The sequence below is a fragment of the Chryseobacterium rhizosphaerae genome (genome assembly GCF_003385455.1).
Classification (GTDB): Bacteria; Bacteroidota; Bacteroidia; order Flavobacteriales; family Weeksellaceae; genus Chryseobacterium; species Chryseobacterium rhizosphaerae.
Map to the genome: position 1 here is coordinate 241,775 of NZ_QNUF01000003.1, position 23,474 is coordinate 265,248.

Here is a 23,474-nt window from a genome sequence, read left to right on the forward strand (position 1 = left end):
ATTAAGCATTATAAAATTCCGGGGAAAAAGTCACTGTAAACCCTGTTGTTTTATGGATAGCATCTTCATATTGATCAAAATAATAGATCTCCGGTGATATTGAAAGGGTCACAAATGATTTTTCGTACAGGTAAATCCACAAACAAGATTCAGCCGGTCCTCTCCCTTTAAGCATATTTTGGATTTCTATTCCATTGATCTTATTCAAAGGAACTAGTAAGGTTCTATTTTGATCTGAAAAACCCAGCAGACTATTTTGATTGTCTATCCAAAGTAAGGTATTATCCTTTATCCTATTCTGTACTTCAACCGGAGTCTCAAATGCATAATCCGGAGAATAATGAACACGGCAATTTCCAACTTCCAAAGCTTTATTGATTTCAATTCTTCCATGATATTTCTTCAAAGGGAAGTTCACAATATCATTATCAGGATCATATTTGGAAAACATTTCGGTAAGGGCTTTTAGGAAAGATTTCATTGGTTTACAAAGTATTTATTGTTTAACTTTTCACATAGTTTTTCAATATCATCTTTTCTCACCAGGTCATCAATCCATTCCTGAGGAATATTTTCAAAACCATAATAGATTCCTGCCAATCCCCCTGTAATGGCTCCTGTTGTATCTGTATCTTCTCCCAGATTTACCGCTTTCAATACAGCTTCTGAATAGCTTTCCGAGTTTAAAAAACACCATAAAGAGGCTTCCAGACTATGGAGAACATAACCACTTCCCCTTATTTCATCTTCTGGGTAGTCTGAAATATCATTTTTTAAAACCCTATGAAAAAGCTCAACTTCACTTAAGCTAAACCATTGTTTTTCTGCATATTCCGAAGACACTTCTTGCATATACGTGTATGCTTCCGTTTTATTTTTTCCTTTTATTAATTGAATCGTAAAAATCACATAAATAAAACAAGCAAAAACAGAACGGAAATGCCCATGAGTAATAGTAGAGACTTCCTTTACTGTTTGATAAATATTTTCTAGATTTTCTTCATCTTTTAAATAAAAAGCCAGAGGAAGAATTCTCATCAAAGAACCATTCCCATTATCTTCTTCAAAAATATTTCCTGAAAATCTGGCACTCTCCCCTTTAATTAGTCTTGCAATCGCTTCCCGCGTAGTCCCTCCAATATCAAAAAGTCTTCCATGAGCTGTCCAGTGACCATATTTATTCCATTGTACAAAGCTTTGTCCGATCTTTTCCAGATCATATTCTTTTGTAAGTACCTCAGCAAGGCAGAGTGTTAGAGAGCTATCATCACTCCAGGTTCCTTTAGGTTGATTATGTGAGCCAAATTCCTGCATTTCTGTAACTGGAAACCTTTTCAGATAATCTCTATCTTTAAACTCTACAGGAACTCCAAGGGCATCACCGATGCATACTCCCATTATTCCAGCTTTTACTTTATTTTCCATCAGGCAAGATTTACCAGTTTATCAAATAAAAGTTTCATCCCCTGTGTTGCCGTTTCTTTCATTACCACAGCTCTCTGCCCATAACCGAAACCTGTTTCATTAGGATTGATTACGATTAAAAGGCAGTCATCTTTAATCTCATGGATCAGCCCGGCTGCAGGATATACCTGTAAAGAAGTTCCAATCACCACTAAAATATCTGAATCTTTTACGACTTCTCTCGCTGTTTGATACAACGGAACATCTTCTCCGAACCAAACGATAAACGGCCTCAATTGGGCACCATCTTCGGCTTTATCTCCAAGGTTGATATCGTCTTTTTGTTCATAAATCAGGCTTTTATTATTACAGGAACATGATTTGAACAATTCTCCATGGATGTGAAGAATATTTGTAGAGCCTGCTCTTTCATGCAGATCATCAATATTCTGGGTAATAATCTGAACATCAAAATGTTTTTCCAGTTCTGCTACTAATTTGTGGGCTTCATTAGGTTCTACTTCGTGAAGCTGACGTCTTCTCTGGTTGTAAAATTCCAATACTAAAGCTCTGTCTTTTCTCCATCCTTCCGGACTGGCCACATCGGTTACATTATGATTTTCCCAGAGACCGTCTCCGTCTCTGAAGGTTTGAATTCCGCTTTCGGCACTGATTCCTGCACCGCTTAATATGGTTAATTTTTTCATTGGTTTTAAATTGTGTTTTGTACACTGTATTTTTTGGCCACGAATGCACGAATATAATTGATTTTAAAGAGGAGGATTTAAAAGCTTTTTATAAATTTCTTCATTCTCTTCATCAAAACAGACAAAAATAACTTTCTCTATGATAGATATCTGATTGAATCTTTGTAATATCTCCTTTTATGATCTCAATTTTCATATTTTCCACTACTCTTATCAGATATTTTAAACTCCTTACTCCTCATCATAATAATTCCAATAATCAAAATCTAATGAATTTGTTCCATTCAATTTTGCATCATAAAAAGCTATTTTTGTCTGTTTCGATTCAAAGATTTTATAAATTCTATTCTTAACATTTTCAGGAGTATTTATTCCAAAATAAATAGCTGTTAGTGTTTCAATTGGGTAATGCCTAATTCTTTCCTCGGGCTGTTGTTGTTTCTCAAAATTAATTTCAATTGCTCTCCACTCATTTTCATATTCCCAGTTCCTAGTTTTACATGAAAATAGGGATTTTAATTCAAAAGCATATTTATGAGTCCAAGATTTAGATAATCCAAGTAAATCACAATCATATTCATTTTCAAAAACAGGAGCAAAATTGTAAAAATTAATATAAGGTTGCTCTTCTTGATAACTAACTTTGTCTAATTTCTCCCAATATATGTACGATTTTATCTCTCCTTCTGAAAGTCTATTCTTATATTTTTCTCTATCTATTTTTCTATTACCAATAAACTCGTAAGGAAATGACATTGGATTATCTAGACTGAATTCTAAGCAGATTCCCATATGTTTAGTCGAGTAATGTGACCACATTAGAAAATTATTATTTGTTTCTGAAAAACAAGAAACATAGCTACTTTTTAAAAATTTTTTAGTCAATCTATCAATTTCCGCTTTAAAATTTGTTGAATTGAACATAAGCTCTTTAGACAGTATATCTTCAAAAATATTTATTATATCATTACACCATACATTGCTTTGTTTTTGTTTATGTAGTGATAATTTATCAAAAACTAAATTGATGATTCTTTTTCTTTCTTCTTCATTATTATAAAGAACATACCACTTCGTATCTAATAATGGAATGTTATTTATTTCAGAGTATTTAATAAATTTGAGTTTTAAAAATGAAATATATCAAATATTCAATTGCTTCAATATCTTCAGTTGAAAAGTCTATTCTTAAAAAAAGATCTAAAGGATCATTTAATTCATCATATGATGCAAAATATATTTCCTGATAAAGTAGCTCTTTGAATAAAAAATCAGAAAGAGGTCTATATTTATATATTTTATCAACCATTTTTAATTTTTCTAAAATTTAATTTATATAATTCTTTTAAATACAGAAGATTCAAACAGTTGTAGATGGTAATTCAACAAGTTATAATCTTTCTCTTATACTTAATTCCTTCTAATTTTCATTGTATTTCTTCAAATGGCTTCAGCATTTCTTCTTTCTTTGTAAGCACTGCAAAAACCACTCTTTTAAATTTGTTCTTATATTTTCCCTGGAGGTACTTTTTGAACAGACCGGCAATTTCTTTCGGATCGTTTTTGAATACTCCACAGCCCCAGGCTCCTAAAATAAGGGTTTCATTTCCCTGATGTAAGGCTAATGACAGCATTTTATCTGTTCTTATGTCCATAGCACCTAATATCTCTTTTTCTCTTTCCGGTTCCTGACGTTTTACTACGCCTGCATTAACTGCCGGAGACGTTATAAAATTACACAGAACAGGTTTAGGTAAGAGTTCTTCTTTATCTTTTCTAAATACTGGAACCTTTGGACTGTAAATCATTGTATCAGTATAAAAACACGATTCCATTGCTCTGTGAACGGTGTAATAATCCCAAGCCTGAAGCAGGCTTTCATACAGACCTGAAGTTCTTGCCAGGCTTTCTTCCTGAGCTTCCGCTCCGTTGATAAATCCTCCACCTGGATTTTTGGCTGATGCAAAGTTCAGACACATGATCTTTTCCTGATCTACTTCTGTGGCTAATTCTAAAATAGCTTTTAGTGAACTGCAACGCCAAGTTTCAAATTGAGTATCAAAATGAACTTCAGGCATTGGAGCAACTGCAAGCTCGGACAGTTGTTCCGGAGTGAAAAGAGCGGTTTCTTTTTTACTGATTTCCAACTCTTTTGCTATATCTATTCTTTCGTTTTCTGTGTTTATATAATATTTCCTGGCCAGGATATCCAATGTATCTTTTGCCATTCCTTTATTCGTCATGATTGTTTTCTCTTTGGCCACGAATGCATGAATTATTTATGGATTCGTGGTGGTTATTTTTAAAGCATTCACCAGACTTTCAATTTCTGTATTTGTTGATCCCTTAAAGTCGTTTCCTACAAATACTTTGATCACTTCTATGTTTCCCACAATGGCTTGATTGAATGCTTCCAGCTCTTCTGACGGAACCCACAATTCATTATGGTTTCTGGCACCTACATTCTGTGCCGGATATTGATTGGCAGCTTCCTCTGAAACATCAAAACGGGTTACAAAACCAAGATAGTTTCCAAACTCATCTCTGGTATTCCATTTCTCAGCAATTTCTGAAGCATAGTTTTCATCCAGTACCGGATAAAAGATGGGCTGCCATTCCAGTCTGGGTGGAAATTTTTTGTATCCATTCTCCATAATCAATACCATTTCCTTCTCTCCTACCGGTCTGTACAATCTTGTTGTTTTCATGTTTTTAATATTAATTTTCTGATCCAATCCTATGAGCCATCTCATGGGATAACGGATATATTTTTTCTATGGGCAATAGTTTCTTTGCTTTATTAAATTCTCCTTGCTTGGTAAAAGTCAAAATCTTTTTTACCAGGGGTGAATAATCTTCTATTTTTACGATCCAGTCTTCATTAAATTCTTCTATCAGATAGCGACTGATTCCAACCTGAATGGAACGATATTCCAATTTGTTTCCTTTAATATTTCTTTCAGGATCCCATTGTACGTACACTTTGGCATTTTCAAACTCTTCTTCCCAAATTTTGGGATTGGGATAGACTCTTTTTTCAGGAGAGGTTAAAATAGCCAGTTTCAAGGCTTTTTCCCAAGCTTCCCGCTTAATATGTATCGCAAGAGTACATTCCTGATTGGATTTCTGTCCGTAATTGCTTCGTTCCATCATCCAAAGAAAAGAAGGCTTAATCCATGTCATCCTGCTGAATGAAAAAGGAGCGCTAAACTTCTGATTCTCTACTGCAGCTTTTGCAATGGCTTTATTGTAAGCCTGATACACAACAATAGTATCACGGGTATAATCTGCTCTTATTTCAAATTCTTTCATCACTTATTAATCAAAATCATATATATACACCTCGACATTTTTATTCAGTAATGTTCTCTCAATGATGGGTTCTATCTCTTCCCATTTTCCGCCAGCCAGCCCACACCCAATTCTCGGCATATGAATGCTTGCATTGAGTTCTAAGGCTTCTTTGGATAATGTATCCAGGCATTTTTCAATGGCTTCATATCGTACGGGAATTCCATTACTTCCGGTTTTTATTCCTTTTTGACCGATCATATTGGCAACATACATGTATTTTTCAACCTGTACCGTCTGAATCTCTCCTAAAGCAAAATTATTTTCACTTCTGAAACGGTGCCAATTCCTGTATTCTTTTTCCGGTGCTTCCCATCTTTTGGAAACTGCCAGTACAAAGCCTTTTCCCCAGCCCCCGATATCATTACAGATATGGGCTATTATTTTTATCCCTTTTGCCTGTGGAACCGTAGCATCTCCTTTTAAATAGCGTATCGTTTTCATTGTTTTTTTTTCCAAAATTCTTTAATTACCTCCTCATGCAATTCCTACTTTAAATATAAAATTAAAACCTCTGTCTGCAGAAATTAAAACAGTCTTTTAAAATCTTTTGAATAAGGGGAATAAGATCCGAAAACAGTATCAAACTTCATTTCCAGTTTATCAAATTTAAACTCCTCATCAATCTGATCCAAACAGGTTATCACTAAATTCTTTTTTGTTGAATTGACATACGCTCCATCCAACTTTAAGGCATAATTCAATAATTTATAGTCTAAATCACCAAATCTTAGGTCTTTCTGATACTCATTAAAGGTACAGGTTTCCTCTTCATTGTTTTTCAGCATCATCTCTTTTTCATTGCTCATCCAGCCATTTCCGTGTCGTGTAGCATAGCTTCTGGTCACATAAAACATTTCAATATCTTCAATATCAAGCTTTTTACAGATATCATACGCATTTTTTGAAGTCGTATGAGCATAGGTTACGTTTGGAAAAACACCATGGTCCATATCTAATAAAACACCCTGACTACCCTCAAAAATGAGATTTTCAAATGAATTCAGATAGCTATAGTCATCTATTTTCCAATTGATTTGTTCAATAGCTTCTAAAAAAGGTTTCATCTGTTCATCCATTTGATCCTCATCCATAAAACCATAGTAATAAGCAATTCCCTTCAATTTTTCAATCAACATTTCTCTTGGAGCAATAAGATCAATCGCAAACAGTTTGTATGGACTTTCATTTCTTTTCATCGTTGCCCCTACACCTTTTCCACAGGTTCCATGTTCCAGATTTTTTGAATTGTTCCTGTTTTGCCAGACATCAAAAGGCGTGGTTACCTTGGCTAAAGGATGAATATGAAGCTCTGTATTTCCGTTTTTTGCTTTTAATTCTTCTCTTTCATTGAATAGAAATTGAGGATGAATCGTGCAATGTTCCGTAAAATAAGAGGGTAATCCACGAAGGGCTCCACTTGCAAAGCTGGAATGAACATGTTTTCTATCCTCCATCATTACTGTATGAGCGGCCTGTTGGCCTCCTGAAAATCTGATCACCACAGACTCGGGGTTTTGTTGAGCCAGAAAATCTGTAGTGATTCCTTTTCCTTCATCTCCGAAACCTAATCCTATTACTATTTGCGCCTTTTTCATGTCTAGCGTTTTTAAAATTATTGGCCTTCCGGCAAATGGGTGTTCTAAAGCATCTGTATGTTGTCTAATCCTTCAGGGTTTGATGTTCCAAAGGTTTTATCTTTATATTTTTCACAGATAATCCTTTTGATCACCTCCGGAATTTCTCTGTGGTCTTCTATGGATATACAATTCTGACCTAACAGTTCTTTCCAGCCTCTGTCTGCTCTTATAGCCTGATCAGAATGTAAAACACTGATGTGGTATACTTCGTATCGTTTTTTAGCTTCTTCCAACAGTTCATTATGAGTATAGGTTTGTTGTCCTGAACCCATAATTTCTCTGATGGCTGATGCCGGAAGTACTTTCAGACAAGGTTCGTCACCTACAGTAAACAATAATCCTTTCTGATTTCTTTTTTCAAAGGCATCTGTTCTGGTATGGAATGCGGCAAAATACCATGCTAAAAGATAGCTTTCACCAGCATTTCCGCCACCTCCGGATTCAATATAAGTACGGGTAAGCCACATATCCAGTTCTTCATCTCCTGACTCAAACTGCCCTACCTGAAGCGGATAACTATCACATTCATGATCTCCTATCCCAAGGAAAAGCAATGCCGGATCCGGAACTCCGCTTTGGATAATTCCACCCATCAGTTTAGGTAGGCCTTCTCTGATGAGCTCATGAGGAATATGTCCCATACTTCCCGTTACATCCAATCCCAGGATAATTGGAACTGAATTAGGGTGCACTTCAGAATCTCTGGATTCCCTGAAAGAAATTCCGTTAGGAATCATTGAGGGATGTGCCTGTCTTTTGGCATTCTGTGTGAAGATTTCACTTGCAGATTTTGTTTTATAACCTGCTTTGCTTGCTCTGTCGTAACGAGCGTCTATATCGTATCTTGTACTTCCCATGACTAAAATGTTTTTCCGAATAAATATTCAAATCTCTTCTGACTCACTTCTAACTGAATATTTAGATTTCTGATTGTTAATGATAATTCCATGTCTTTCTGAACGAATGCTTCGGGATTAAAATCCGCAAAAGTCAAACTGTTTCTGTCCAAAGGACTGATATCAATAAGTCCTTCCTGTTCCCGCTCGAGTCTTTTTATTTTCAACTCGATGTCTTCTACCTTGCGCCTGTAGATCAATTCTGAATCTTCTCCGATCGTTCGCGCACGGTCTTCTCTGATCTGATCATTATTTCTCTGTAATGATTCGATAAATCTTGGTTTTAATTCATCTTCCATATCTGATCATTTTTTTGTGTTATTATTACGCTAATTAAAAAGAGCATAGTTATGCATCAATCCTGCATTCATTTTAACAGGAATACATTACATCAGTTCTTAAAACATATTTTAATCCGCTAATCAAGGTTTTTCCTTCATGTCTTAAAGGATGGTAAAAGATTAAGGCGGTGCCTTTCTTAGGAGCTACTGTGAAAAGGTTTTCAAATTCTGTTTCTCCCCCTTCAAAATCATCATTCAGATAAATTAAAAAGGTATAGAAACTCTTTTCTTTTTCATTTCTGATATAACTTCCGTCGCGGTGCATTTTAAATTGCTGGCCGGGAGAATACTTATAAACCCTGAACATTTCATTAAAATTCAAAAGTTTGCAGTTTTCATGCTCCTGTGGAAGAAATTCAGCTGCTTTTTTAAAAAGATCTTCAGCCAGATTGTTATCAAAAATCATCAGCCTGTCATTATTTCTGATCCCTTTGCTCATCAGTTGACGTCCTCCAACATTGATCTTGGCTTCTTCAAAATCTTTTCCTTGTGATAAGGCAATGTATTGGTCACACTCGGCTTCCGTAAGAAAGTCTTCAATTAAAAATATCTGCGGATGTAGGTCTGTTTTTTCCATGATTACTATTTTGTGACTGGTTCTTGTGTTTTTACCCTCTTAATTCATCCCGTACTTCCATCAAGGCAAATCCTAAAAGGTTTTCTCCGTTCCATAATAAAGGATTTTCTGCTCTTGAATCTGTTTCCAGCATCCCGATTCCCCAAATGGTATCATAAGGACTGGCTTCTACAAGGATCTTATTGTTCGTTGATAAAAGAAAGTCTTTATATTTCTGGTTCTGTGAAAATTTTAAAAGATTTCCCTGTTTTACAATCTCATATTTATATTCATCCCAAAGCTTCGGATCAAAATTCTTTACTTTTCTTCCCAGACTTTTAACCTGATTAGGAGTGGATGCCTGCAATATTTTTTCCAAGGTTTCGGGATCATTGAATAATCTTGCTTTACCAGCCATCATATAATGTTCTGCTGTGTTATAAACAATCCCGTTTTCTTCAAACTTTCCTGTAAACCATTGGCTAAAGCATGACTTGGTGATTTCATCTTTAACCGTGTGCCCCCAGAAAAATAAAAACTTTATCCTTTCTTTTTTCTGAAATCTGTCTTTAGTATTTTGTCTGGTGTATTTCATGATTGCGTTATTATTACACAAATGTAAGCGAATCCTGATTTATCTACCAAATTTATTTGTGTCATTTTTACACTAATAAATGTAAACAACTGATTATCAGATCTAAAATTTTAATTAATAAAAGACTAACACCACAAATATTTTGACAAAAATGGTACGAGTCTATTAGGTTTTGGCTAAAGCCAATTGAATTTTTGATCATAAAAAAACGGGCTAAAGCCCGTTTCTATTGAATATCTCTTCTGAATATTTTTCTTAGATAAAATATTTAACCATACTTTTCAATAATGCATTACTTGAAAATTGGTAATTATTCGTGTAAGATTTTGTGTCATTTGTGCTTAAAAATCTATTTGATTTCAAAATAAAACCCTTCTTCCTCCAGTTCTTTATACTTTTCCTGATTAAAAGTAAATAGTTTTCCAGGTCTTCCGCTTCCTTCTTTTTTAACGTTATTGGTTTCATTAAGTAAACCGTAGCTCATGATTTTTTTTCTGAAATTTCTGCGGTCAATTTCCTGTCCCACAATAGTTTTGTAAAGGTTTTCAAGGTCTGAGAAAGGAAATTCTTCATTGAGAAGATTAAAGCCAATTGGCTGATACTGGATTTTGGTACGAAGCCTTTTTAAGGCAATATCAATAATATTTTTGTGATCGAAGGCTACAGTTGGAAGTGCATTGACACTGAACCATTGTGCATCATCTGCATCAGAGTCCGCAAACAGTTCATGATAAGAAGGGTTCACAAGCCCTAAATAAGCCACAGAAACCACTCTGTTTCTCGGATCACGGCCAATGTTACCAAATGTATAGAGTTGTTCCAAAAAATCGGGCTTTATGCCTGCCTCTTCGTGAAGTTCCCTTTTTACTGCATCATCCAGATTTTCATCATCCAATACAAGGCCTCCGGGAAGAGCCCAGCCACCTTTAAAGGGTTCTATATTTCTTTTGATTAAAAGAATCTGCAGGTCTTTTTTATCAAAATAACCAAAGATAACGGCATCTACAGCCACTTTTATGTCCTGTAATTTTTTGGGAGATTCCATAAATTAATTTGCGTTACGAATACACAAATATACAATTTATCATAACAATAAAAAAATTACATATAATAAAAGTTCATACCTTTAAGTTATTATTATAACCAACTTAAAATTAAATATTTATGAAAAATTTACTAACCATTCTTTCCATGGCTTTTTTACTGACAGCCTGCGAGAAAGGAAAAACAACCGCAGCCGATACTACTGAAAAAACTGATTCTGCCACTGCAAAATCTGAATGGAAGCCCGTAGATTCAGCCACTGCAACGAAAGCATGGATGGAATTTGCCACTCCGGGCGACATGCATAAAATGCTGGCCAAATTTGATGGAAACTGGACTGGTGCTACCAGCATGTGGATGGATGACAGTGGAAAAGCAGCAACCAGCACTTCTGAATGCACCAATAAAATGATCTTTGAAGGACGCTATCAGGTAAGCAACTATAAAGGAAACTTTATGGGAATGCCCTTTGAAGGCATGAGCATTATGGGCTATGATAACGCCAAGAAAAAGTTTGTAAGCACATGGATAGACAATATGGGAACGGGATTAATGCATGCCGAGGGAGATTGGAATGCAGCTAAAAAATCTATTGATTTTAAGGGTAAAATGACAGATCCAAGCCGACCGGGAAAAGAATGTGAAGTAAGAGAAGTCTATACGTTTACGGATGATAATAACCATACCTTGGAAATGTATGGACCTAATCCTAAAACAGGAAAGGAAATGAAAACAATGGAAATAAAATTCACACGTAAAAAATAAATAAAAAACCGCTTCTTAATTGAAGCGGTTTTTGTTTTATAATGAATGAATTAATCATTAAGCTTTAATACAGCCATGAACGCAGACTGTGGCACTTCTACCCTTCCGATCTGCTTCATTTTTTTCTTACCTTCTTTCTGCTTTTCCAAAAGTTTTCTCTTTCTGGAAATATCCCCTCCATAACATTTCGCGGTAACGTCTTTTCTTAATGCCTTGATTGTTTCTCTGGCAATAACTTTCGCTCCCAATGCTGCCTGAACGGCAATATCAAACTGCTGTCTCGGAATCAGTTCACGAAGTTTTTCACACATCTTTTTACCAATATAATAGGCATTACTCTCGTGGATCAGTGAAGAAAGAGCATCTACCATATCTCCATTGATCAGAATATCCATTTTAACCAGTTTGGAAGAACGCATACCTATTGGTGAATAATCAAATGAAGCATATCCTTTGGAAATAGATTTCAAACGGTCATAGAAGTCGAAAACAACTTCAGCCAAAGGCATATTGAATGTTAATTCTACCCTGTCTGCCGTTAAATAACTTTGGTTAACAATCTCTCCTCTTTTTTCAATACAAAGCGTCATAACGGCCCCTACGAAATCGGATTTAGTAATAATGGAAGCTTTTATATAAGGCTCTTCAACTCTATCCAAAAGATTGGGATCAATCATTTCAGATGGATTGTTGATTAAAATTGCAGTTTCAGGTTCTCTTTTAGAATATCCATGGTATGAAACATTGGGTACCGTAGTAATAACGTTCATATCAAATTCTCTGTCAAGACGTTCCTGTACAATTTCCATGTGAAGCATTCCTAAGAATCCGCAACGGAAACCAAAACCAAGTGCTGCAGAACTTTCAGGTTCAAAAACCAAAGAGGCATCATTTAGTCTTAATTTTTCCAATGAGAATCTTAGTTCCTCAAAATCTTCAGATTCAATAGGATAAATTCCGGCAAAAACCATTGGCTTTACTTCCTCAAAACCATCGATGGCAGCTTCTGCAGGATTCACAAAGGAGGTAATGGTATCACCCACTTTAACTTCTCTTGCATCTTTAATCCCGGAAATAATATATCCTACATCACCACATTCAATAGTCTTTTTCGGAACTTGTTTTAGTTTCAAAGTTCCTACTTCATCAGCACCATATTCTTTTCCTGTAGCAAAAAATTTAATCTTTTCGTTTTTAGAAATACTTCCGTTCACCACTTTGAAATAAGCCTCAATTCCTCTGAACGGGTTGTAAACAGAGTCAAAGATCAATGCCTGTAGTGGAGCTTTGGGGTCGCCAACCGGCGCAGGAATTCTATTCACAATCTGCTCAAGCAAATCATGAACCCCTTCTCCCGTTTTCCCTGAAACTCTAAGAACATCTTCATATTTGCACCCTAAAAGTCCCATAATTTCGTCGGTAACTTCTTCTGGGTTTGCAGATGGAAGATCTATTTTATTAAGAATTGGAATAATCTCCAAGTCATTTTCCAATGCTAAATATAAATTACTGATCGTTTGTGCCTGAATACTCTGGGCAGCATCCACAATAAGAAGAGCTCCTTCACAGGCAGCAATAGAACGGGAAACTTCATAAGAGAAGTCTACGTGTCCCGGTGTATCAATCAGGTTTAGAATATATTTTTCTCCTTTATACTCATAATCCATCTGGATCGCGTGAGACTTAATCGTAATCCCACGTTCTTTCTCCAAATCCATATCATCCAGCGTCTGAGACTGTAGTTCTCTTTGGGTAACGGTATTCGTATACTCCAAAAGACGGTCTGCCAAGGTACTTTTACCATGGTCGATATGAGCGATTATGCAAAAATTTCGTATGTTTTTCATTTAAGAATCTTGTAATTTGCAAAGATAAAAAAAAGACAGAGATTATTGTATTTCATAATCTTATTGTATCAATTTATTTAAATTTCATCAGGAATGTTGTATTCCCGGGCCAAAGAATCCCATTATACAGGTACAAAATCGTTACGTTGTAGTTTCAATAACAAATAATGACTCTTAAGGATATAAATAAACCGCCTTGGCATTACGATTCAAAAAGATATTCGTCATTATAAAACCAACAGATCTTTTAGCACTGGAGAATTTAACTGATTCAAAATTAAACGGCTCTCACAAAAAAAGATTTGTAAGAGCCGTCCAACATTAAAAAAATAAACTATTATGGGGTCTGTTTAGGTCCGGAATTATTATTTCCGTGAGGTTTTCTTTCATTCATTTTATCTCTCATCATACCCTCAGACTGAAACAGCTTTAAGACTTTTTGACAGGGAATTACCTGCTGCATTTTATCTGCATATTTTTTTCTGTTATCCAATAGCTTCTGCCCTATCTCAAAGCTTTGCTGAAGTTTAACTTTGGCTTCTTCATCTGATAATGTTTCAGGATTGAAGCCAGGATCGAACTGTCCCTTTATCTGTTTCTGACTTTCCAGATACTCATTATAAAGCTGAGTAAATTCTGCTTTATCATCCTGATCAATGTTCAGATTATCCATGATCATGTTGTTCCTAAACTTCTTAAGCAGTTCTTTTCTTTCTTCAGGAGAAAGATTGTTGATGACTTCTTTCCGTTGTTTTGGATCCATCTTTTTCCAGTCATAATCCGTCCTTTGAGCATTCAAGCCGAAACCATAAATAATAAAAAACGTCAATATTATCTTTTTCATCTTTATTAATTATATAAGTCCAAATAAACGTCTTGCGTCGAGTTACTAGCCAATTCTGCAATTTCAGAATTAGAAAACGAATCCAGGTAATCATTCATTTTGGCTTCGTCTTTTTTGGGTGTGGCTTTCACTGACTTTGGTGACGCTTCTGTTTTTTCTTTTTCGTTTTTAAAAGCATAGTCAACATTACTTCCCTGATTTACAACTGTTTGATTATTATTATCAGCAGAAGTTAAATCAGCTTTCAATGTTTCATAAGCAAGTTCGCCCTCTGTTTTGGGTTCTCCTTTATTGGCCGCATAGGCAGTATCTGAAGTTAACCCTTTTTCAGCAGAGTCATTATCAGAATTTAAAACATAAGTCATTCCAAAAATCAATGCTACTGATGCGGCGGCGGCGTACATCCAGTTTAATTTAAAGACAGGAGCTTTTTTGCTTGTCTTAATATCATTCATAACATTCTCCTGAATGTTTGCAAACAAATGATCAGGGACTTTGTAAATATTTTTACGTTCTAATTTTTCTATGTCGAACTCTTTCATTTCTGTTTTTTCAAAAATTATCTTTCGTAATTTTCTTTAATAAATTCTTCTATTTTCTGCTTGGCATAATGATAATTTGTTTTTAAAGTCCCTACAGACATATCTACAATTTTAGATATTTCTTCGTAGGGCAAATCATCATAATACCGCATCATAAATACCAGTTTTTGCTTTTCGGGCAAACTTTGTATAGCGTTCTGTAACAGTATTTGTATTTCTTCGGCACTTCCTTCGGTATTGTCAGCGACAAGATTCTGCATATGATATTCTGCATCTTCATCAGTCTTTTTCATTTTATTCATTTTGTTGACCTGCTGTAATGCTTCGTTGGTAGCAATTCTGTAAAGCCAGGTATACAACTGGCTGTCATTTTTGAACTGATGAAAATTCTGATAAGCTTTAATAAAAGTTTCCTGCAAAGTATCCTGAGCAAGATCTCCATCCACGATAATTCTTCGAATGTGCCAATACAATCTGCTTTGATAAGCATCCATCAAGGCACGAACACCTTTTTCCTGGGTCCGTGGATTCTGCATCAACGAAATAATTTCCGCGTCCTTAATCTTCATAAGATGCTTTCACTGTTTTGGATTACAAAAGTAACTGAAAGTTAAATTACTTCTTCAATTTTCACCTTAAAAATCAAAATAATATGAAATTTTCTGGTACTAAGCGTTAGACTACAGGCAATAAGTATGCCTATCCTTACCTTCCAGTTTCCCCTACCCTCTTTCTTTTCAGTACTCGGCTTAAAATCTTATATTTGTTATATGCAAATTGTAATTATCGGTTCCGGAAATGTTGCCTATCACATGGCAAAGGCTTTCAGTCTGAAAGGGATTCCTTTGGCCCAGATTTTTGGCAGGAACGAAAATGAGCTAAAGAAAATAGCTGAAGAACTGAATCTACCTTATTCTACAGAACGGCTGAAAGATGCAGATCTGTATATAATCTGTGTAAGTGATCATTCTGTAGAAGAAGTTTCTAAGATGATCACCAAGAAGAACTGCCTGGTGGCTCATACTTCAGGGTCACTTCCCAAAGAAATTCTTTCAGGAGAATACCGAAAGGCCAGTTTTTATCCGTTGCAGACTTTTTCAAAATCGAAAGATCTGGAATATGAAAAGATCCCGTTTTTTATAGAAACTGAAAATAAGGAGGATCAAAAACTTCTTTCTGATCTTGCTTCTGTGGTCTCCAAAAATGTAATGGAAAGCACCCATGAAAAAAGAAAATATATTCACCTGACAGCAGTTTTTGCCTGTAATTTTGTGAATCATCTTTTTTCAAGAGCAAAAGAAATTTCAGATTCTCAGGAGATTCCTTTTGATTATTTCTTGCCTTTAATTGATGAAACGGTACAAAAAATCTATGAGATAGAGCCTAAAATGGCACAGACTGGTCCTGCAGTAAGAAATGATGTAAGAATTTTACAGCTGCACGAACAGTTATTAAAAGACGAGAGTCTTGAAATTTATAAAACAATGAATCATTCTATTCAAAAAATGTATGAGTTATAAAGAGAAATTAAAAGATATAAAAGCATTTGTATTTGATGTTGACGGTGTTTTTACGGATGGCAGTGTTTTTCTTCTTCCCGGAGGAAATATGTGCAGGGTAATGAATGTACTGGACGGTTATGCAGTCGTTAAGGCTTTAAAAAATAATTATTTGATTGGAGTAATCACCGGAGGAAACGATGAGATGGTAAAACATAGAATCAATTATCTTGGAATCCAGGATTACTATCCGAAATCCCATAATAAAATTGAGGATTTTGAGGATTTTAAAAAGAAATACAATCTTAAAAATGAGGAAATCCTGACTATGGGAGATGATCTTCCGGATATCCATATCATGGAAAGCTCTGCAATAGCAGCATGCCCTGAAAATGCAGTTCCGGAAGTAAAAGGAATTTCCAGTTATATTTCTCCAAAAAAAGGAGGGAGCGGTGCTGTGCGTGACGTCATAGAGCAGGTTATGAAAGTTCAGGGGAACTGGCATGATGATAATACTCAATCTGTATAATTCGTATTCATGAAATTACTTTTAGCATCACAATCCCCAAGAAGAAAGGAACTTCTTTCCAGTCTTGGTTTTGAATTTGAAGTGGTAAAAACAGATTGTGAAGAAATTCTGCCAGACCATATCAAAATAGAGGAAGCGGCCGCTTATTTATCTCAGTTAAAAGCAGACACCTTCAGAAGCCTTATCGATGACGAAGTTTTACTCACATCCGATACGGTTGTGGCTATTGATGATCAGATTCTTGGCAAACCGGCCGATGAAGCTGACGCCCGGAAGATGCTTCGTCAGCTTTCCGGAAAAACACATCAGGTTTATACCGGAATCACGGTAAAAACAGCTGATCGATCTATTACCGAGACCGATGTAGCCGATGTAACGTTTGATGAGATTACCGATGAGGAAATAGGCTATTATATTCAGGGGTACAAACCTTTCGATAAAGCGGGCAGCTATGGTATCCAGGAATGGCTGGGTATGGCTAAGATTACAAGCATGACGGGAAGCTTTTATACTATTATGGGGCTTCCTACCCATTTGGTTTACAAAATTTTGAGAGAAATATAAATATTATTCATTATAAAATTTTATTATTTTTACAAAATCATCAAACTGCTTATAATAAAAAGCAGATTAGCTAGTTATATTGAATAATGAAAAAGAATATATTGTTCCTTTTAGTAATGTGTATCGTTGCTTCATGTGCTACCAAAACAAAAAAGCCAGAGCAGCGGTCTAAGCTATTGAAAGGTTTTTCCACATATTATAACACCCTTTTTAATGCTAAGGATGCATTAAACAGTGAGTTTACCACCAGAGACAAGGGACATAAAGATAATTTTTATGCTCCTTATATCCCTATTCTCACCTATGAAGAACAACCTTTAGGAAGTGATCTTGGACAGTCTGCAGCTTTTGCAGAGAATTCCATGAAAATGGCTGAAGTAGCCAACCCAAAGACATCGGGAAGAAATGGCACCGGTATCCCGAATATCCCGGGAATGCAGGGAAATATGCCTGGAAACGCCCAGGATAATCAGGATGACGGCCAGAATAAAGGGGCTACCACTTTAGAGATCGCTGAAGCTAAAGCACTGAAGGCTATCAATAAATATTCGGTGATCAGAAACGGGGAAGAGAAGAATAAACAGATTTTTGAAGCCTATATGATCCTGGCACAATCCAGAATTTATCAAAACAAACCTTTGGAAGCTCTGGATGCCCTGAATTATGTTTTCACCCGTATGAAAGATGATAAAAGGATTCCATTGGCAAGAATTTATCAGGGGTTAGCTTATGACAACATCAAAGATTATCACAGAGCCCATGAAACTTTTGCCAAGCTGAAAGGGGAGAAGATCAATAAAACATATGCAAAACTTCTGAGTATTTATTATGCTGAGTCTCTGTTGGATTCCGGTAAGAAAGAGGAGGCTGCAAAAGAGCTGGATGAAGCATTTGAACTGAATGGTAACAGGAAGCTTAAGAGCAGGATTGCTTATCTCAGAGGGCAGGTACAGGAAAATCTCGGACAAAATGAAAAGGCAAGAGACAGCTATGCTGCAGCCTACAAATATGCCAATGATTTTGAATTTGAAGTAAAATCCCAGATTGCTATTGCCAAGACTTTTAATGGAAAAGGAGACTACAATGGCGCAAAAAATTACCTGGAAAGCATCAGTAAAAAAGGGACTTACGCTTCCAGAAAGAATGAATTTTATTATGCTTTAGGTCTGATGGCCAATAAGGCAGGAAAAAAAGACGAAGCCCAGCAGTTTTTCAGAAAATCTTTATTTGAAAAGGTTTCCGATCCTCAAATCAGAGGTTTGGCGTATTATGAAATAGGGAAGAGCTATCTGGAAAAGAATGACTATATCGGTGCCGGAAGTTACTATGATTCAGCACTTGTGGTAATGACTTATGAGCCTTCCAAGGTTTTGCTGAAAGATCAGTCTGAATACATTAAAAAAATCTCGAAAAACTATTATCTGATTAAAAAAAATGATAGTATTCTTTCGTTAGCAAGGATGGATGAGGGGCAGAAAACAGACTTTTTCTCCAAGTATATCGCTAAGCTAAAGGCTAAAGAAGAAAAAGAAGAGCAGGAGAGAAGACGTGCGGAAAGAAACAAAGGTTTTGATACCGGAGATTATAATGCCAATTCTATTTTTGCCAATAATACCAATGCTTTTGAAGACTTTGGGGTTACTACAAAAGGTTTTTATTTTAGTAATACCGGAACAGTAAGTAAAGGAACATCATCCTTTAAACAGGTTTGGGGAGACAGAGCTCTTGCTGATAACTGGCGTTTTTCAAAAAAGATGGTTTCTATTGAAGACATGAAGAATGAAGCTTTAGGAGTGACAGCCGCCCCTAACCCCAGACGTTTTGAACCGGCTTATTATATTGAGCAGATCCCAACAGACCAGGGTAAACTATCCCAGCTGAAAAAGGATAGGGATACAGCCTCTTTAGGCCTTGGAATCATGTATCAGAATTATTTTACCAATACGCCTTTAGCTACAAAAACGCTGTATGACCTTGTAGATGTAAAACCTGAAGAGAAGGTAATGCTTCAGGCACTGTATGAGATTTTTGCCATGAACTACGAGAAAAATCCTCAGATATCAGACAGGGCCAAACAGATTCTTTTAAAGGACTATCCTTATACTTCATACGCTGAATTTGCAAGAAATCCTAAAAATAATTCATTTGTAAAATCTACGGAAGATGTTGAAAATGAATATAAAAAGGCCTATGCTTTATTTGAATCGGAGAAGTTTGATGACAGTAAGAACATTATTGACCAGACGATCCAAAAGTTTCCAAAAGATGCTTTAGTTCCTAAACTGTATTTACTCAATGCCTTTAATGCAGGAAAATCCAGTGGAAAAGAGGTTATGATCCTGCAGCTTGAGCAGATTGCACTGAATTATTCTAAAACTCCGGAAGGAGTGAGGGCTAAAGAAATGCTGAATTATCTGAAAAGTGATCTTAGCTTCCAGGCCACTGACAATAAAGGGAATTCTGTTCCTAAGCAGCCAGAAGTGCCTGTACAGCCTAATGCCAATTCATCTGTACCTGTACAGGAAGGCTTACAAAAAGCCGGCCTCAATAACAATAATTTAGAGGGCTTAGAAACTCCAAAAAAGCCTGGAAGTAACAGCCAGCAAGAAAAAAAGAAAAGAGCAACACAGCAGCCCACGGAATCAACCATTCCTAAAAGGCCTCAATAAAATAAAAAAGCGAAGATTAAATCTTCGCTTTTTTTTTATGTAATTGCTTTTTTTACTGGTCATTAGAATCTGAAGATTTCTTTTTCTTTACTCCATGGAAATCTTTCAAATAAAAAGGTTCAAAATAAGCGGTATCTTCAAAGTCTTTATTGTTTATTTTCTCTAATGTTCTTTTGATAAGAAACTGTGCAGAAGGGTAGACATCGTCTTTAAAGTCAGCCTGGGGAAGATTCAGAATCTCTTTCGCCTTCTTGGCTCCGTCACCTACAAATATCACTTTTTTATCTTTAAACTCTTCAAAAGAGGTTTCATCTAAAATCTTTGCTTCTGTAGTACTGACTTCAATTCCCGTCAGACCGTCATAAACCGCCGTATAAACCTCCATTCTCCTTGCGTCGATCAATGGCACTACAAAATCATAGTTATGCCCTAAAAAAGGCTCTATCATGCTTTCCATAGAATTAACGGCAATCATTGGAATATTCAGTCCATAGCTGAATCCTTTTGCAGAAGCTGCTCCAATTCTTAATCCCGTATAAGAACCCGGCCCTTTACCTAGTGACACGGCCTCAATATCTTTCAGTGAAATTCCTGCTCCTTCCAATGCCCACTCTACAAATGTGTGCAGGCTTTCAGACTGTTTATAGTTTTCAGAAACTTCTTCGGAAAGACATAATAGTTTTTCATTGTCTGAAATCGCTACAGAACAGTTTTTAGAAGAGGTTTCAAGATATAAAATTTTCATTTTCTTATTTTAAGCTAAACCGCAAAATTGCTTTTTAATATGCTGCAAATTTACTCCTTTATTTTGAGACTATTTTCTGTAGATGGTTCTTGGTTCTGCCTGAGCACTTGGATAAATGGTCATATCAGAAACACAAACATGTTTAGGTGCATTTACACAGTAAGCGATAGCATCTGCAATATCTTCTGCTTTTAAAGGTTCATATCCGGCGTATACGGTTGACGCTTTTTCACTGTCTCCTTTAAACCTCACTAAAGAAAAATCCGTTTCCACAGCTCCCGGCTGAATATTGGTCACTTTAATTCCAAACTCAGTAAGCTCCAGTCTCATTCCTTCAGAAATCACATCCACGGCCTTTTTGGTAGCACAGTAAACAACTCCATTGGCATACGTTTGCCTTGCTGCCACAGAACTTATATTGACAATATGACCTAAATTTTTAGTTTTCATGGTTGGAATGATCATTTTTGAAACATAGAGCAGTCCCTTTACGTTTCCGTCAATCATAGAATCCCAGTCATCAGTCTTGCCGGCAGAAAGAGGATCTAATCCATGTGCATTCCCAGCATTATTAATCAGAACATCAATATCTTTCCAATTTTCAGGAAGGGAATTAATGGCTGTCTCAACTTCTTCAAGGTTTCTCACGTCAAATATTAAACTAAATATTTCGGTAAATTCAGACAACTCCGTTTTTAAAGATTCTAATGCTTCATTTCTTCTACCGCAAATGATTATTCTATTGCCTTGTTTTGCCAGAAGTTCTGCTGTAGATTTACCTATACCAGAAGTAGCTCCGGTTATTAATATTGTCTTCATAGTCTTGAAATTTTAATGTAAAAATGTTTCCATATACGAGTCTCTTACTATTTGAATTTTTGATATTGACTGACTCCTTTATATGCTGAAACACGTATTGATCAGTTGGCATCCAATGCCTGAAAAGCATCGATTATATGGTCAATACTTAATTTTCTTTTTTCATCAGGAAGAACTGAAATAATATCAAATCTTACCTCATTCTTTTTATCTGTTTCCTCTAAATAATGGTTGGCTGCAGAGACAATCGACTTCATCTTCGTTTTGGTAACGGCTTCCTGAGGGAGGATAAATGCATCCGTAGATCTTGCTTTTACTTCTACAATAATGATTACATCTTCTTTTTCAGCAATAATATCAATCTCCGCTTTCTGAAAACGAAAGTTTCTGGCCAATATGGTATAGCCCTCTTTCCGAAGATAATCAGCTGCCAGGTCTTCTGCTATTTTACCAAAATCATTATGATGAGCCATAGTCTGAATTTGAGAATTAGTACGTCTTAGAACTCAATCTTTACTTTGGTCTCCACTTTTATTTTAGCATTTCCTCCAATTAAAAGAGGTCTGTTATCTTTAATGTGTCCATTTGGAAAACCAAAAACTACAGGGAATTTATACTTTGAAAGTCTTTCTGAAATCATTTGATAAGCAAATTCGTCAAAGCTTTCTTCATAGCTTTTATTGTCTTTTTCATCTCCCATATTGGTCATTCCTCCTACAATAAGCCCTTTGATTTTATGAAAAACCCCAGCTAATTCAAGACTCATAATCATTCGGTCTAAGGCATAAAAATTTTCTCCGATATCTTCAATGAATAGAATTTTGTCTTTAAATTCAAAAGAATAACGGGTTCCCAGAAGGGCATACACCAGGGCTAAATTTCCTCCTACAATTTCCCCTTCTATATTGCCTTTTTTATTTAATGCATGAGAATTCAGACTGTATTTTGGAGTTTTCCCCTTTAAGATATCAAAGATCATGTCATAGCTTTCTTCTGTTACTCCAAAGCTTGACGTTTTGATGGTCTGCCCATGAATGGAAACAAATCCTTTCTTCAGCAGATAACTTTGTATCACCGTGTTATCAGAATAGCCGATATACCATTTCGGATTTTTGGTGAAGTTTTTCAATTTCAGATGCCGGATCAGGTGCTGGCAGCCATAGCCTCCTCTGGAAGCCCAAATAGCACCCACTTCTTTATCATTTAAAGCCCAGTTGATATCCTGTATTCTTTCCTGCTCTGTTCCGGCATAATTATAACCATTTGAAAGCTTGGTATAAAGATGCTCTCCCAAAACAGGTTCAAATCCTTTATTTTTAATCATTTCTATTCCCTTTTCCAGCTGAGCTACATCTACAGCTCCAGCAGGGGAAATAACAGCTATTTTAGCCCCCTTTTTAAGAGGTTGTGGAAAGATATTTTTTTTCATTCTGTTTTTTGATATTTGACTTCTTTCTTTTCAGCTTCCTCTAATTGTCTTTCAAACTGATTAAACTTTTTAAAGCTCTGCAGGAAAATAAAGAAACTGAAAACTATAAGAATTACCCCAACCACTCTTCTGATTTTATTAGCCAGCTTCTGGGTAAGTTTATCGTGAAATTGCTTGGCAAGAAATATTTTAGCAAGATCAATAGAAAGATAGGTTGCCAGTACAATGCCTATATATAAAATAAAACTGCTGGTGTCGGGATATTGATTTCTTACAGAAATTACCGTTACCAGCCAGAAAAGGATGACTCCTACATTTAAGAGATTGAAGAAAAAACCATTAAAAAACGTTTTAAAATAATTTTGTCCGATAATTCTTTCTTCGCCGGGCATATGCATTTTGGTTTTGGTGACCAGCATCACAATTCCGTACACAAAAATAAGGATAGAAGTTATCCTGTAAAACCCGGGATGTTTATCAATTAAAGTGACAATATCCGAGCTGGCATAATATGCCGCAACAATGCACAATAAATCAGCACTGATTACTCCCAGATCCAAAGCCAAAGCATGTTTGGGGCCTCTGGAAAAGCTGGTTTCAATTAAGAGGAAAAATATAGGCCCTATAAAAACCAGACTCAGCATGAATCCTAGTATAACGGCAGATAGTACAAGTTCAAACATTTCTA

29 protein-coding genes are annotated in these 23,474 nt (G+C 35.8%); 5 read left to right on the forward strand and 24 right to left on the reverse strand.

The features are described 5' to 3' along the window. Position 1 precedes the first annotated feature (1 nt). The 15 genes from DRF57_RS04090 to DRF57_RS04160 all read right to left on the reverse strand — a co-directional run bounded on the left by DRF57_RS04090 (position 2) and on the right by DRF57_RS04160 (position 10,535). Positions 2 to 481, reverse strand: coding sequence for a hypothetical protein (locus DRF57_RS04090; RefSeq protein WP_115917015.1), 480 nt, complete (start codon positions 479 to 481; stop codon positions 2 to 4). Continuing rightward, the gene (locus DRF57_RS04095) at positions 478 to 1,425 is read right to left on the reverse strand and encodes an ADP-ribosylglycohydrolase family protein (protein ID WP_115917017.1); all 948 of its coding nucleotides are present in this window, start codon (positions 1,423 to 1,425) and stop codon (positions 478 to 480) included. The genes DRF57_RS04090 and DRF57_RS04095 overlap by 4 nt, the downstream gene beginning before the upstream one ends. Then, positions 1,425 to 2,111 (reverse strand): SIR2 family NAD-dependent protein deacylase, encoded by a 687-nt coding sequence (locus DRF57_RS04100; RefSeq protein ID WP_115917019.1) that lies wholly within the window; start codon positions 2,109 to 2,111, stop codon positions 1,425 to 1,427. The genes DRF57_RS04095 and DRF57_RS04100 overlap by 1 nt, the downstream gene beginning before the upstream one ends. A 231-nt stretch (positions 2,112 to 2,342) precedes the next feature. Then, positions 2,343 to 3,035 carry a DUF2971 domain-containing protein gene (locus DRF57_RS04105; RefSeq protein WP_115917021.1) on the reverse strand — a complete coding sequence of 231 codons (693 nt, stop codon included), beginning with the start codon at positions 3,033 to 3,035 and terminating at the stop codon, positions 2,343 to 2,345. Between the two features lie 187 nt (positions 3,036 to 3,222). Then, complete coding sequence (locus DRF57_RS04110; protein ID WP_115917023.1) at positions 3,223 to 3,420, reverse strand: hypothetical protein; 198 nt, start codon at positions 3,418 to 3,420, stop codon at positions 3,223 to 3,225. Between the two features lie 118 nt (positions 3,421 to 3,538). Continuing rightward, entirely contained in the window at positions 3,539 to 4,354 is an 816-nt protein-coding gene (locus DRF57_RS04115; protein WP_115917025.1) for a TIGR02452 family protein, read from the reverse strand. Positions 4,355 to 4,390: 36 nt separating this feature from the next. Beyond that, positions 4,391 to 4,819, reverse strand: coding sequence for an ADP-ribosylation/crystallin J1 (locus tag DRF57_RS04120; protein ID WP_115917082.1), 429 nt, complete (start codon positions 4,817 to 4,819; stop codon positions 4,391 to 4,393). 10 nt (positions 4,820 to 4,829) lie between these two features. Next, a complete protein-coding gene (locus tag DRF57_RS04125; protein WP_115917027.1) occupies positions 4,830 to 5,423 on the reverse strand; it encodes a DUF4291 domain-containing protein in 594 nt (197 codons plus the stop codon). Between the two features lie 6 nt (positions 5,424 to 5,429). Beyond that, positions 5,430 to 5,906 (reverse strand): macro domain-containing protein, encoded by a 477-nt coding sequence (locus DRF57_RS04130; protein WP_115917084.1) that lies wholly within the window; start codon positions 5,904 to 5,906, stop codon positions 5,430 to 5,432. An 83-nt stretch (positions 5,907 to 5,989) separates the two neighbouring features. Continuing rightward, positions 5,990 to 7,060 (reverse strand): adenylosuccinate synthetase, encoded by a 1,071-nt coding sequence (locus DRF57_RS04135; RefSeq protein ID WP_115917029.1) that lies wholly within the window; start codon positions 7,058 to 7,060, stop codon positions 5,990 to 5,992. A gap of 44 nt (positions 7,061 to 7,104) precedes the next feature. After that, positions 7,105 to 7,959: a hypothetical protein gene (locus DRF57_RS04140; protein ID WP_115917031.1), complete on the reverse strand. Its 855-nt coding sequence runs from the start codon at positions 7,957 to 7,959 to the stop codon at positions 7,105 to 7,107. 2 nt (positions 7,960 to 7,961) lie between these two features. After that, positions 7,962 to 8,297, reverse strand: a complete 336-nt coding sequence (locus tag DRF57_RS04145; RefSeq protein ID WP_047489898.1) for a hypothetical protein — start codon at positions 8,295 to 8,297, stop codon at positions 7,962 to 7,964. Between the two features lie 73 nt (positions 8,298 to 8,370). Beyond that, a complete protein-coding gene (locus DRF57_RS04150) occupies positions 8,371 to 8,916 on the reverse strand; it encodes a prolyl hydroxylase family protein (protein ID WP_115917032.1) in 546 nt (181 codons plus the stop codon). Positions 8,917 to 8,947: 31 nt separating this feature from the next. Beyond that, positions 8,948 to 9,490, reverse strand: a complete 543-nt coding sequence (locus tag DRF57_RS04155; protein ID WP_115917034.1) for an NADAR family protein — start codon at positions 9,488 to 9,490, stop codon at positions 8,948 to 8,950. Between the two features lie 349 nt (positions 9,491 to 9,839). Continuing rightward, entirely contained in the window at positions 9,840 to 10,535 is a 696-nt protein-coding gene (locus tag DRF57_RS04160; RefSeq protein ID WP_115917036.1) for an NUDIX hydrolase, read from the reverse strand. A gap of 119 nt (positions 10,536 to 10,654) precedes the next feature. On the opposite strand from DRF57_RS04160, the gene DRF57_RS04165 reads away from it, so the two are divergent. Beyond that, positions 10,655 to 11,299: a DUF1579 domain-containing protein gene (locus DRF57_RS04165; protein WP_115917038.1), complete on the forward strand. Its 645-nt coding sequence runs from the start codon at positions 10,655 to 10,657 to the stop codon at positions 11,297 to 11,299. 50 nt (positions 11,300 to 11,349) lie between these two features. On the opposite strand, the gene lepA is transcribed toward DRF57_RS04165, so the two are convergent. From lepA to DRF57_RS04185, 4 genes are all read right to left on the reverse strand, one after another. Continuing rightward, positions 11,350 to 13,146, reverse strand: a complete 1,797-nt coding sequence (gene lepA, locus DRF57_RS04170) for a translation elongation factor 4 (RefSeq protein ID WP_047489911.1) — start codon at positions 13,144 to 13,146, stop codon at positions 11,350 to 11,352. 337 nt (positions 13,147 to 13,483) lie between these two features. Beyond that, positions 13,484 to 13,990, reverse strand: coding sequence for a hypothetical protein (locus DRF57_RS04175; RefSeq protein WP_047489914.1), 507 nt, complete (start codon positions 13,988 to 13,990; stop codon positions 13,484 to 13,486). Between the two features lie 5 nt (positions 13,991 to 13,995). After that, positions 13,996 to 14,532 carry a hypothetical protein gene (locus tag DRF57_RS04180; protein WP_115917040.1) on the reverse strand — a complete coding sequence of 179 codons (537 nt, stop codon included), beginning with the start codon at positions 14,530 to 14,532 and terminating at the stop codon, positions 13,996 to 13,998. A 17-nt stretch (positions 14,533 to 14,549) separates the two neighbouring features. Continuing rightward, positions 14,550 to 15,101 (reverse strand): RNA polymerase sigma factor, encoded by a 552-nt coding sequence (locus DRF57_RS04185; protein WP_047489920.1) that lies wholly within the window; start codon positions 15,099 to 15,101, stop codon positions 14,550 to 14,552. A 201-nt stretch (positions 15,102 to 15,302) separates the two neighbouring features. On the opposite strand from DRF57_RS04185, the gene DRF57_RS04190 reads away from it, so the two are divergent. From DRF57_RS04190 to porW, 4 genes are all read left to right on the forward strand, one after another. Next, positions 15,303 to 16,052, forward strand: coding sequence for a Rossmann-like and DUF2520 domain-containing protein (locus DRF57_RS04190; protein WP_115917042.1), 750 nt, complete (start codon positions 15,303 to 15,305; stop codon positions 16,050 to 16,052). After that, positions 16,042 to 16,560, forward strand: coding sequence for a KdsC family phosphatase (locus tag DRF57_RS04195; protein WP_047489927.1), 519 nt, complete (start codon positions 16,042 to 16,044; stop codon positions 16,558 to 16,560). Before DRF57_RS04190 ends, DRF57_RS04195 begins: the two co-directional genes overlap by 11 nt. 9 nt (positions 16,561 to 16,569) lie before the next feature. Continuing rightward, positions 16,570 to 17,124: a Maf family protein gene (locus DRF57_RS04200; protein ID WP_115917044.1), complete on the forward strand. Its 555-nt coding sequence runs from the start codon at positions 16,570 to 16,572 to the stop codon at positions 17,122 to 17,124. Positions 17,125 to 17,210: 86 nt separating this feature from the next. Further along, positions 17,211 to 19,793, forward strand: a complete 2,583-nt coding sequence (gene porW, locus DRF57_RS04205) for a type IX secretion system periplasmic lipoprotein PorW/SprE (RefSeq protein WP_115917046.1) — start codon at positions 17,211 to 17,213, stop codon at positions 19,791 to 19,793. Positions 19,794 to 19,845: 52 nt separating this feature from the next. Here the strand turns inward: porW and tsaB are convergent, their stop codons facing one another. From tsaB to DRF57_RS04230, 5 genes are all read right to left on the reverse strand, one after another. Beyond that, entirely contained in the window at positions 19,846 to 20,538 is a 693-nt protein-coding gene (gene tsaB / locus DRF57_RS04210) for a tRNA (adenosine(37)-N6)-threonylcarbamoyltransferase complex dimerization subunit type 1 TsaB (RefSeq protein ID WP_084086883.1), read from the reverse strand. Between the two features lie 69 nt (positions 20,539 to 20,607). Beyond that, on the reverse strand, positions 20,608 to 21,357 hold the full coding sequence (locus DRF57_RS04215; protein WP_115917048.1) for an SDR family NAD(P)-dependent oxidoreductase: 750 nt from the start codon (positions 21,355 to 21,357) through the stop codon (positions 20,608 to 20,610). 101 nt (positions 21,358 to 21,458) lie between these two features. Continuing rightward, positions 21,459 to 21,830, reverse strand: coding sequence for a YraN family protein (locus DRF57_RS04220; RefSeq protein WP_047489942.1), 372 nt, complete (start codon positions 21,828 to 21,830; stop codon positions 21,459 to 21,461). 26 nt (positions 21,831 to 21,856) lie between these two features. Beyond that, positions 21,857 to 22,786 carry a S66 peptidase family protein gene (locus DRF57_RS04225; protein WP_115917050.1) on the reverse strand — a complete coding sequence of 310 codons (930 nt, stop codon included), beginning with the start codon at positions 22,784 to 22,786 and terminating at the stop codon, positions 21,857 to 21,859. Then, the gene (locus DRF57_RS04230) at positions 22,783 to 23,469 is read right to left on the reverse strand and encodes a LysE family translocator (protein ID WP_047489946.1); all 687 of its coding nucleotides are present in this window, start codon (positions 23,467 to 23,469) and stop codon (positions 22,783 to 22,785) included. The genes DRF57_RS04225 and DRF57_RS04230 overlap by 4 nt, the downstream gene beginning before the upstream one ends. Positions 23,470 to 23,474: the final 5 nt, after the last annotated feature.

Excerpts from the sequence above, each read along its gene's own strand:
- DRF57_RS04135 (WP_115917029.1), bottom strand. The coding sequence starts at position 7,060 with ATGAAAAAGGCGCAAATAGTAATAGGATTAGGTTTCGGAGATGAAGGA.
- lepA (WP_047489911.1), bottom strand. The coding sequence starts at position 13,146 with ATGAAAAACATACGAAATTTTTGCATAATCGCTCATATCGACCATGGT.
- DRF57_RS04150 (WP_115917032.1), bottom strand. The coding sequence starts at position 8,916 with ATGGAAAAAACAGACCTACATCCGCAGATATTTTTAATTGAAGACTTT.
- DRF57_RS04095 (WP_115917017.1), bottom strand. The coding sequence starts at position 1,425 with ATGGAAAATAAAGTAAAAGCTGGAATAATGGGAGTATGCATCGGTGAT.
- porW (WP_115917046.1), top strand. The coding sequence starts at position 17,211 with ATGAAAAAGAATATATTGTTCCTTTTAGTAATGTGTATCGTTGCTTCA.
- DRF57_RS04110 (WP_115917023.1), bottom strand. The coding sequence starts at position 3,420 with ATGGTTGATAAAATATATAAATATAGACCTCTTTCTGATTTTTTATTC.
- DRF57_RS04155 (WP_115917034.1), bottom strand. The coding sequence starts at position 9,490 with ATGAAATACACCAGACAAAATACTAAAGACAGATTTCAGAAAAAAGAA.
- DRF57_RS04105 (WP_115917021.1), bottom strand. The coding sequence starts at position 3,035 with ATGTTCAATTCAACAAATTTTAAAGCGGAAATTGATAGATTGACTAAA.
- DRF57_RS04220 (WP_047489942.1), bottom strand. The coding sequence starts at position 21,830 with ATGGCTCATCATAATGATTTTGGTAAAATAGCAGAAGACCTGGCAGCT.
- tsaB (WP_084086883.1), bottom strand. The coding sequence starts at position 20,538 with ATGAAAATTTTATATCTTGAAACCTCTTCTAAAAACTGTTCTGTAGCG.
- DRF57_RS04185 (WP_047489920.1), bottom strand. The coding sequence starts at position 15,101 with ATGAAGATTAAGGACGCGGAAATTATTTCGTTGATGCAGAATCCACGG.
- DRF57_RS04230 (WP_047489946.1), bottom strand. The coding sequence starts at position 23,469 with ATGTTTGAACTTGTACTATCTGCCGTTATACTAGGATTCATGCTGAGT.
- DRF57_RS04145 (WP_047489898.1), bottom strand. The coding sequence starts at position 8,297 with ATGGAAGATGAATTAAAACCAAGATTTATCGAATCATTACAGAGAAAT.
- DRF57_RS04165 (WP_115917038.1), top strand. The coding sequence starts at position 10,655 with ATGAAAAATTTACTAACCATTCTTTCCATGGCTTTTTTACTGACAGCC.
- DRF57_RS04100 (WP_115917019.1), bottom strand. The coding sequence starts at position 2,111 with ATGAAAAAATTAACCATATTAAGCGGTGCAGGAATCAGTGCCGAAAGC.
- DRF57_RS04190 (WP_115917042.1), top strand. The coding sequence starts at position 15,303 with ATGCAAATTGTAATTATCGGTTCCGGAAATGTTGCCTATCACATGGCA.
- DRF57_RS04125 (WP_115917027.1), bottom strand. The coding sequence starts at position 5,423 with ATGAAAGAATTTGAAATAAGAGCAGATTATACCCGTGATACTATTGTT.
- DRF57_RS04140 (WP_115917031.1), bottom strand. The coding sequence starts at position 7,959 with ATGGGAAGTACAAGATACGATATAGACGCTCGTTACGACAGAGCAAGC.
- DRF57_RS04130 (WP_115917084.1), bottom strand. The coding sequence starts at position 5,906 with ATGAAAACGATACGCTATTTAAAAGGAGATGCTACGGTTCCACAGGCA.
- DRF57_RS04180 (WP_115917040.1), bottom strand. The coding sequence starts at position 14,532 with ATGAAAGAGTTCGACATAGAAAAATTAGAACGTAAAAATATTTACAAA.
- DRF57_RS04225 (WP_115917050.1), bottom strand. The coding sequence starts at position 22,786 with ATGAAAAAAAATATCTTTCCACAACCTCTTAAAAAGGGGGCTAAAATA.
- DRF57_RS04115 (WP_115917025.1), bottom strand. The coding sequence starts at position 4,354 with ATGACGAATAAAGGAATGGCAAAAGATACATTGGATATCCTGGCCAGG.
- DRF57_RS04175 (WP_047489914.1), bottom strand. The coding sequence starts at position 13,990 with ATGAAAAAGATAATATTGACGTTTTTTATTATTTATGGTTTCGGCTTG.
- DRF57_RS04215 (WP_115917048.1), bottom strand. The coding sequence starts at position 21,357 with ATGAAGACAATATTAATAACCGGAGCTACTTCTGGTATAGGTAAATCT.
- DRF57_RS04160 (WP_115917036.1), bottom strand. The coding sequence starts at position 10,535 with ATGGAATCTCCCAAAAAATTACAGGACATAAAAGTGGCTGTAGATGCC.
- DRF57_RS04120 (WP_115917082.1), bottom strand. The coding sequence starts at position 4,819 with ATGAAAACAACAAGATTGTACAGACCGGTAGGAGAGAAGGAAATGGTA.
- DRF57_RS04195 (WP_047489927.1), top strand. The coding sequence starts at position 16,042 with ATGAGTTATAAAGAGAAATTAAAAGATATAAAAGCATTTGTATTTGAT.
- DRF57_RS04200 (WP_115917044.1), top strand. The coding sequence starts at position 16,570 with ATGAAATTACTTTTAGCATCACAATCCCCAAGAAGAAAGGAACTTCTT.
- DRF57_RS04090 (WP_115917015.1), bottom strand. The coding sequence starts at position 481 with ATGAAATCTTTCCTAAAAGCCCTTACCGAAATGTTTTCCAAATATGAT.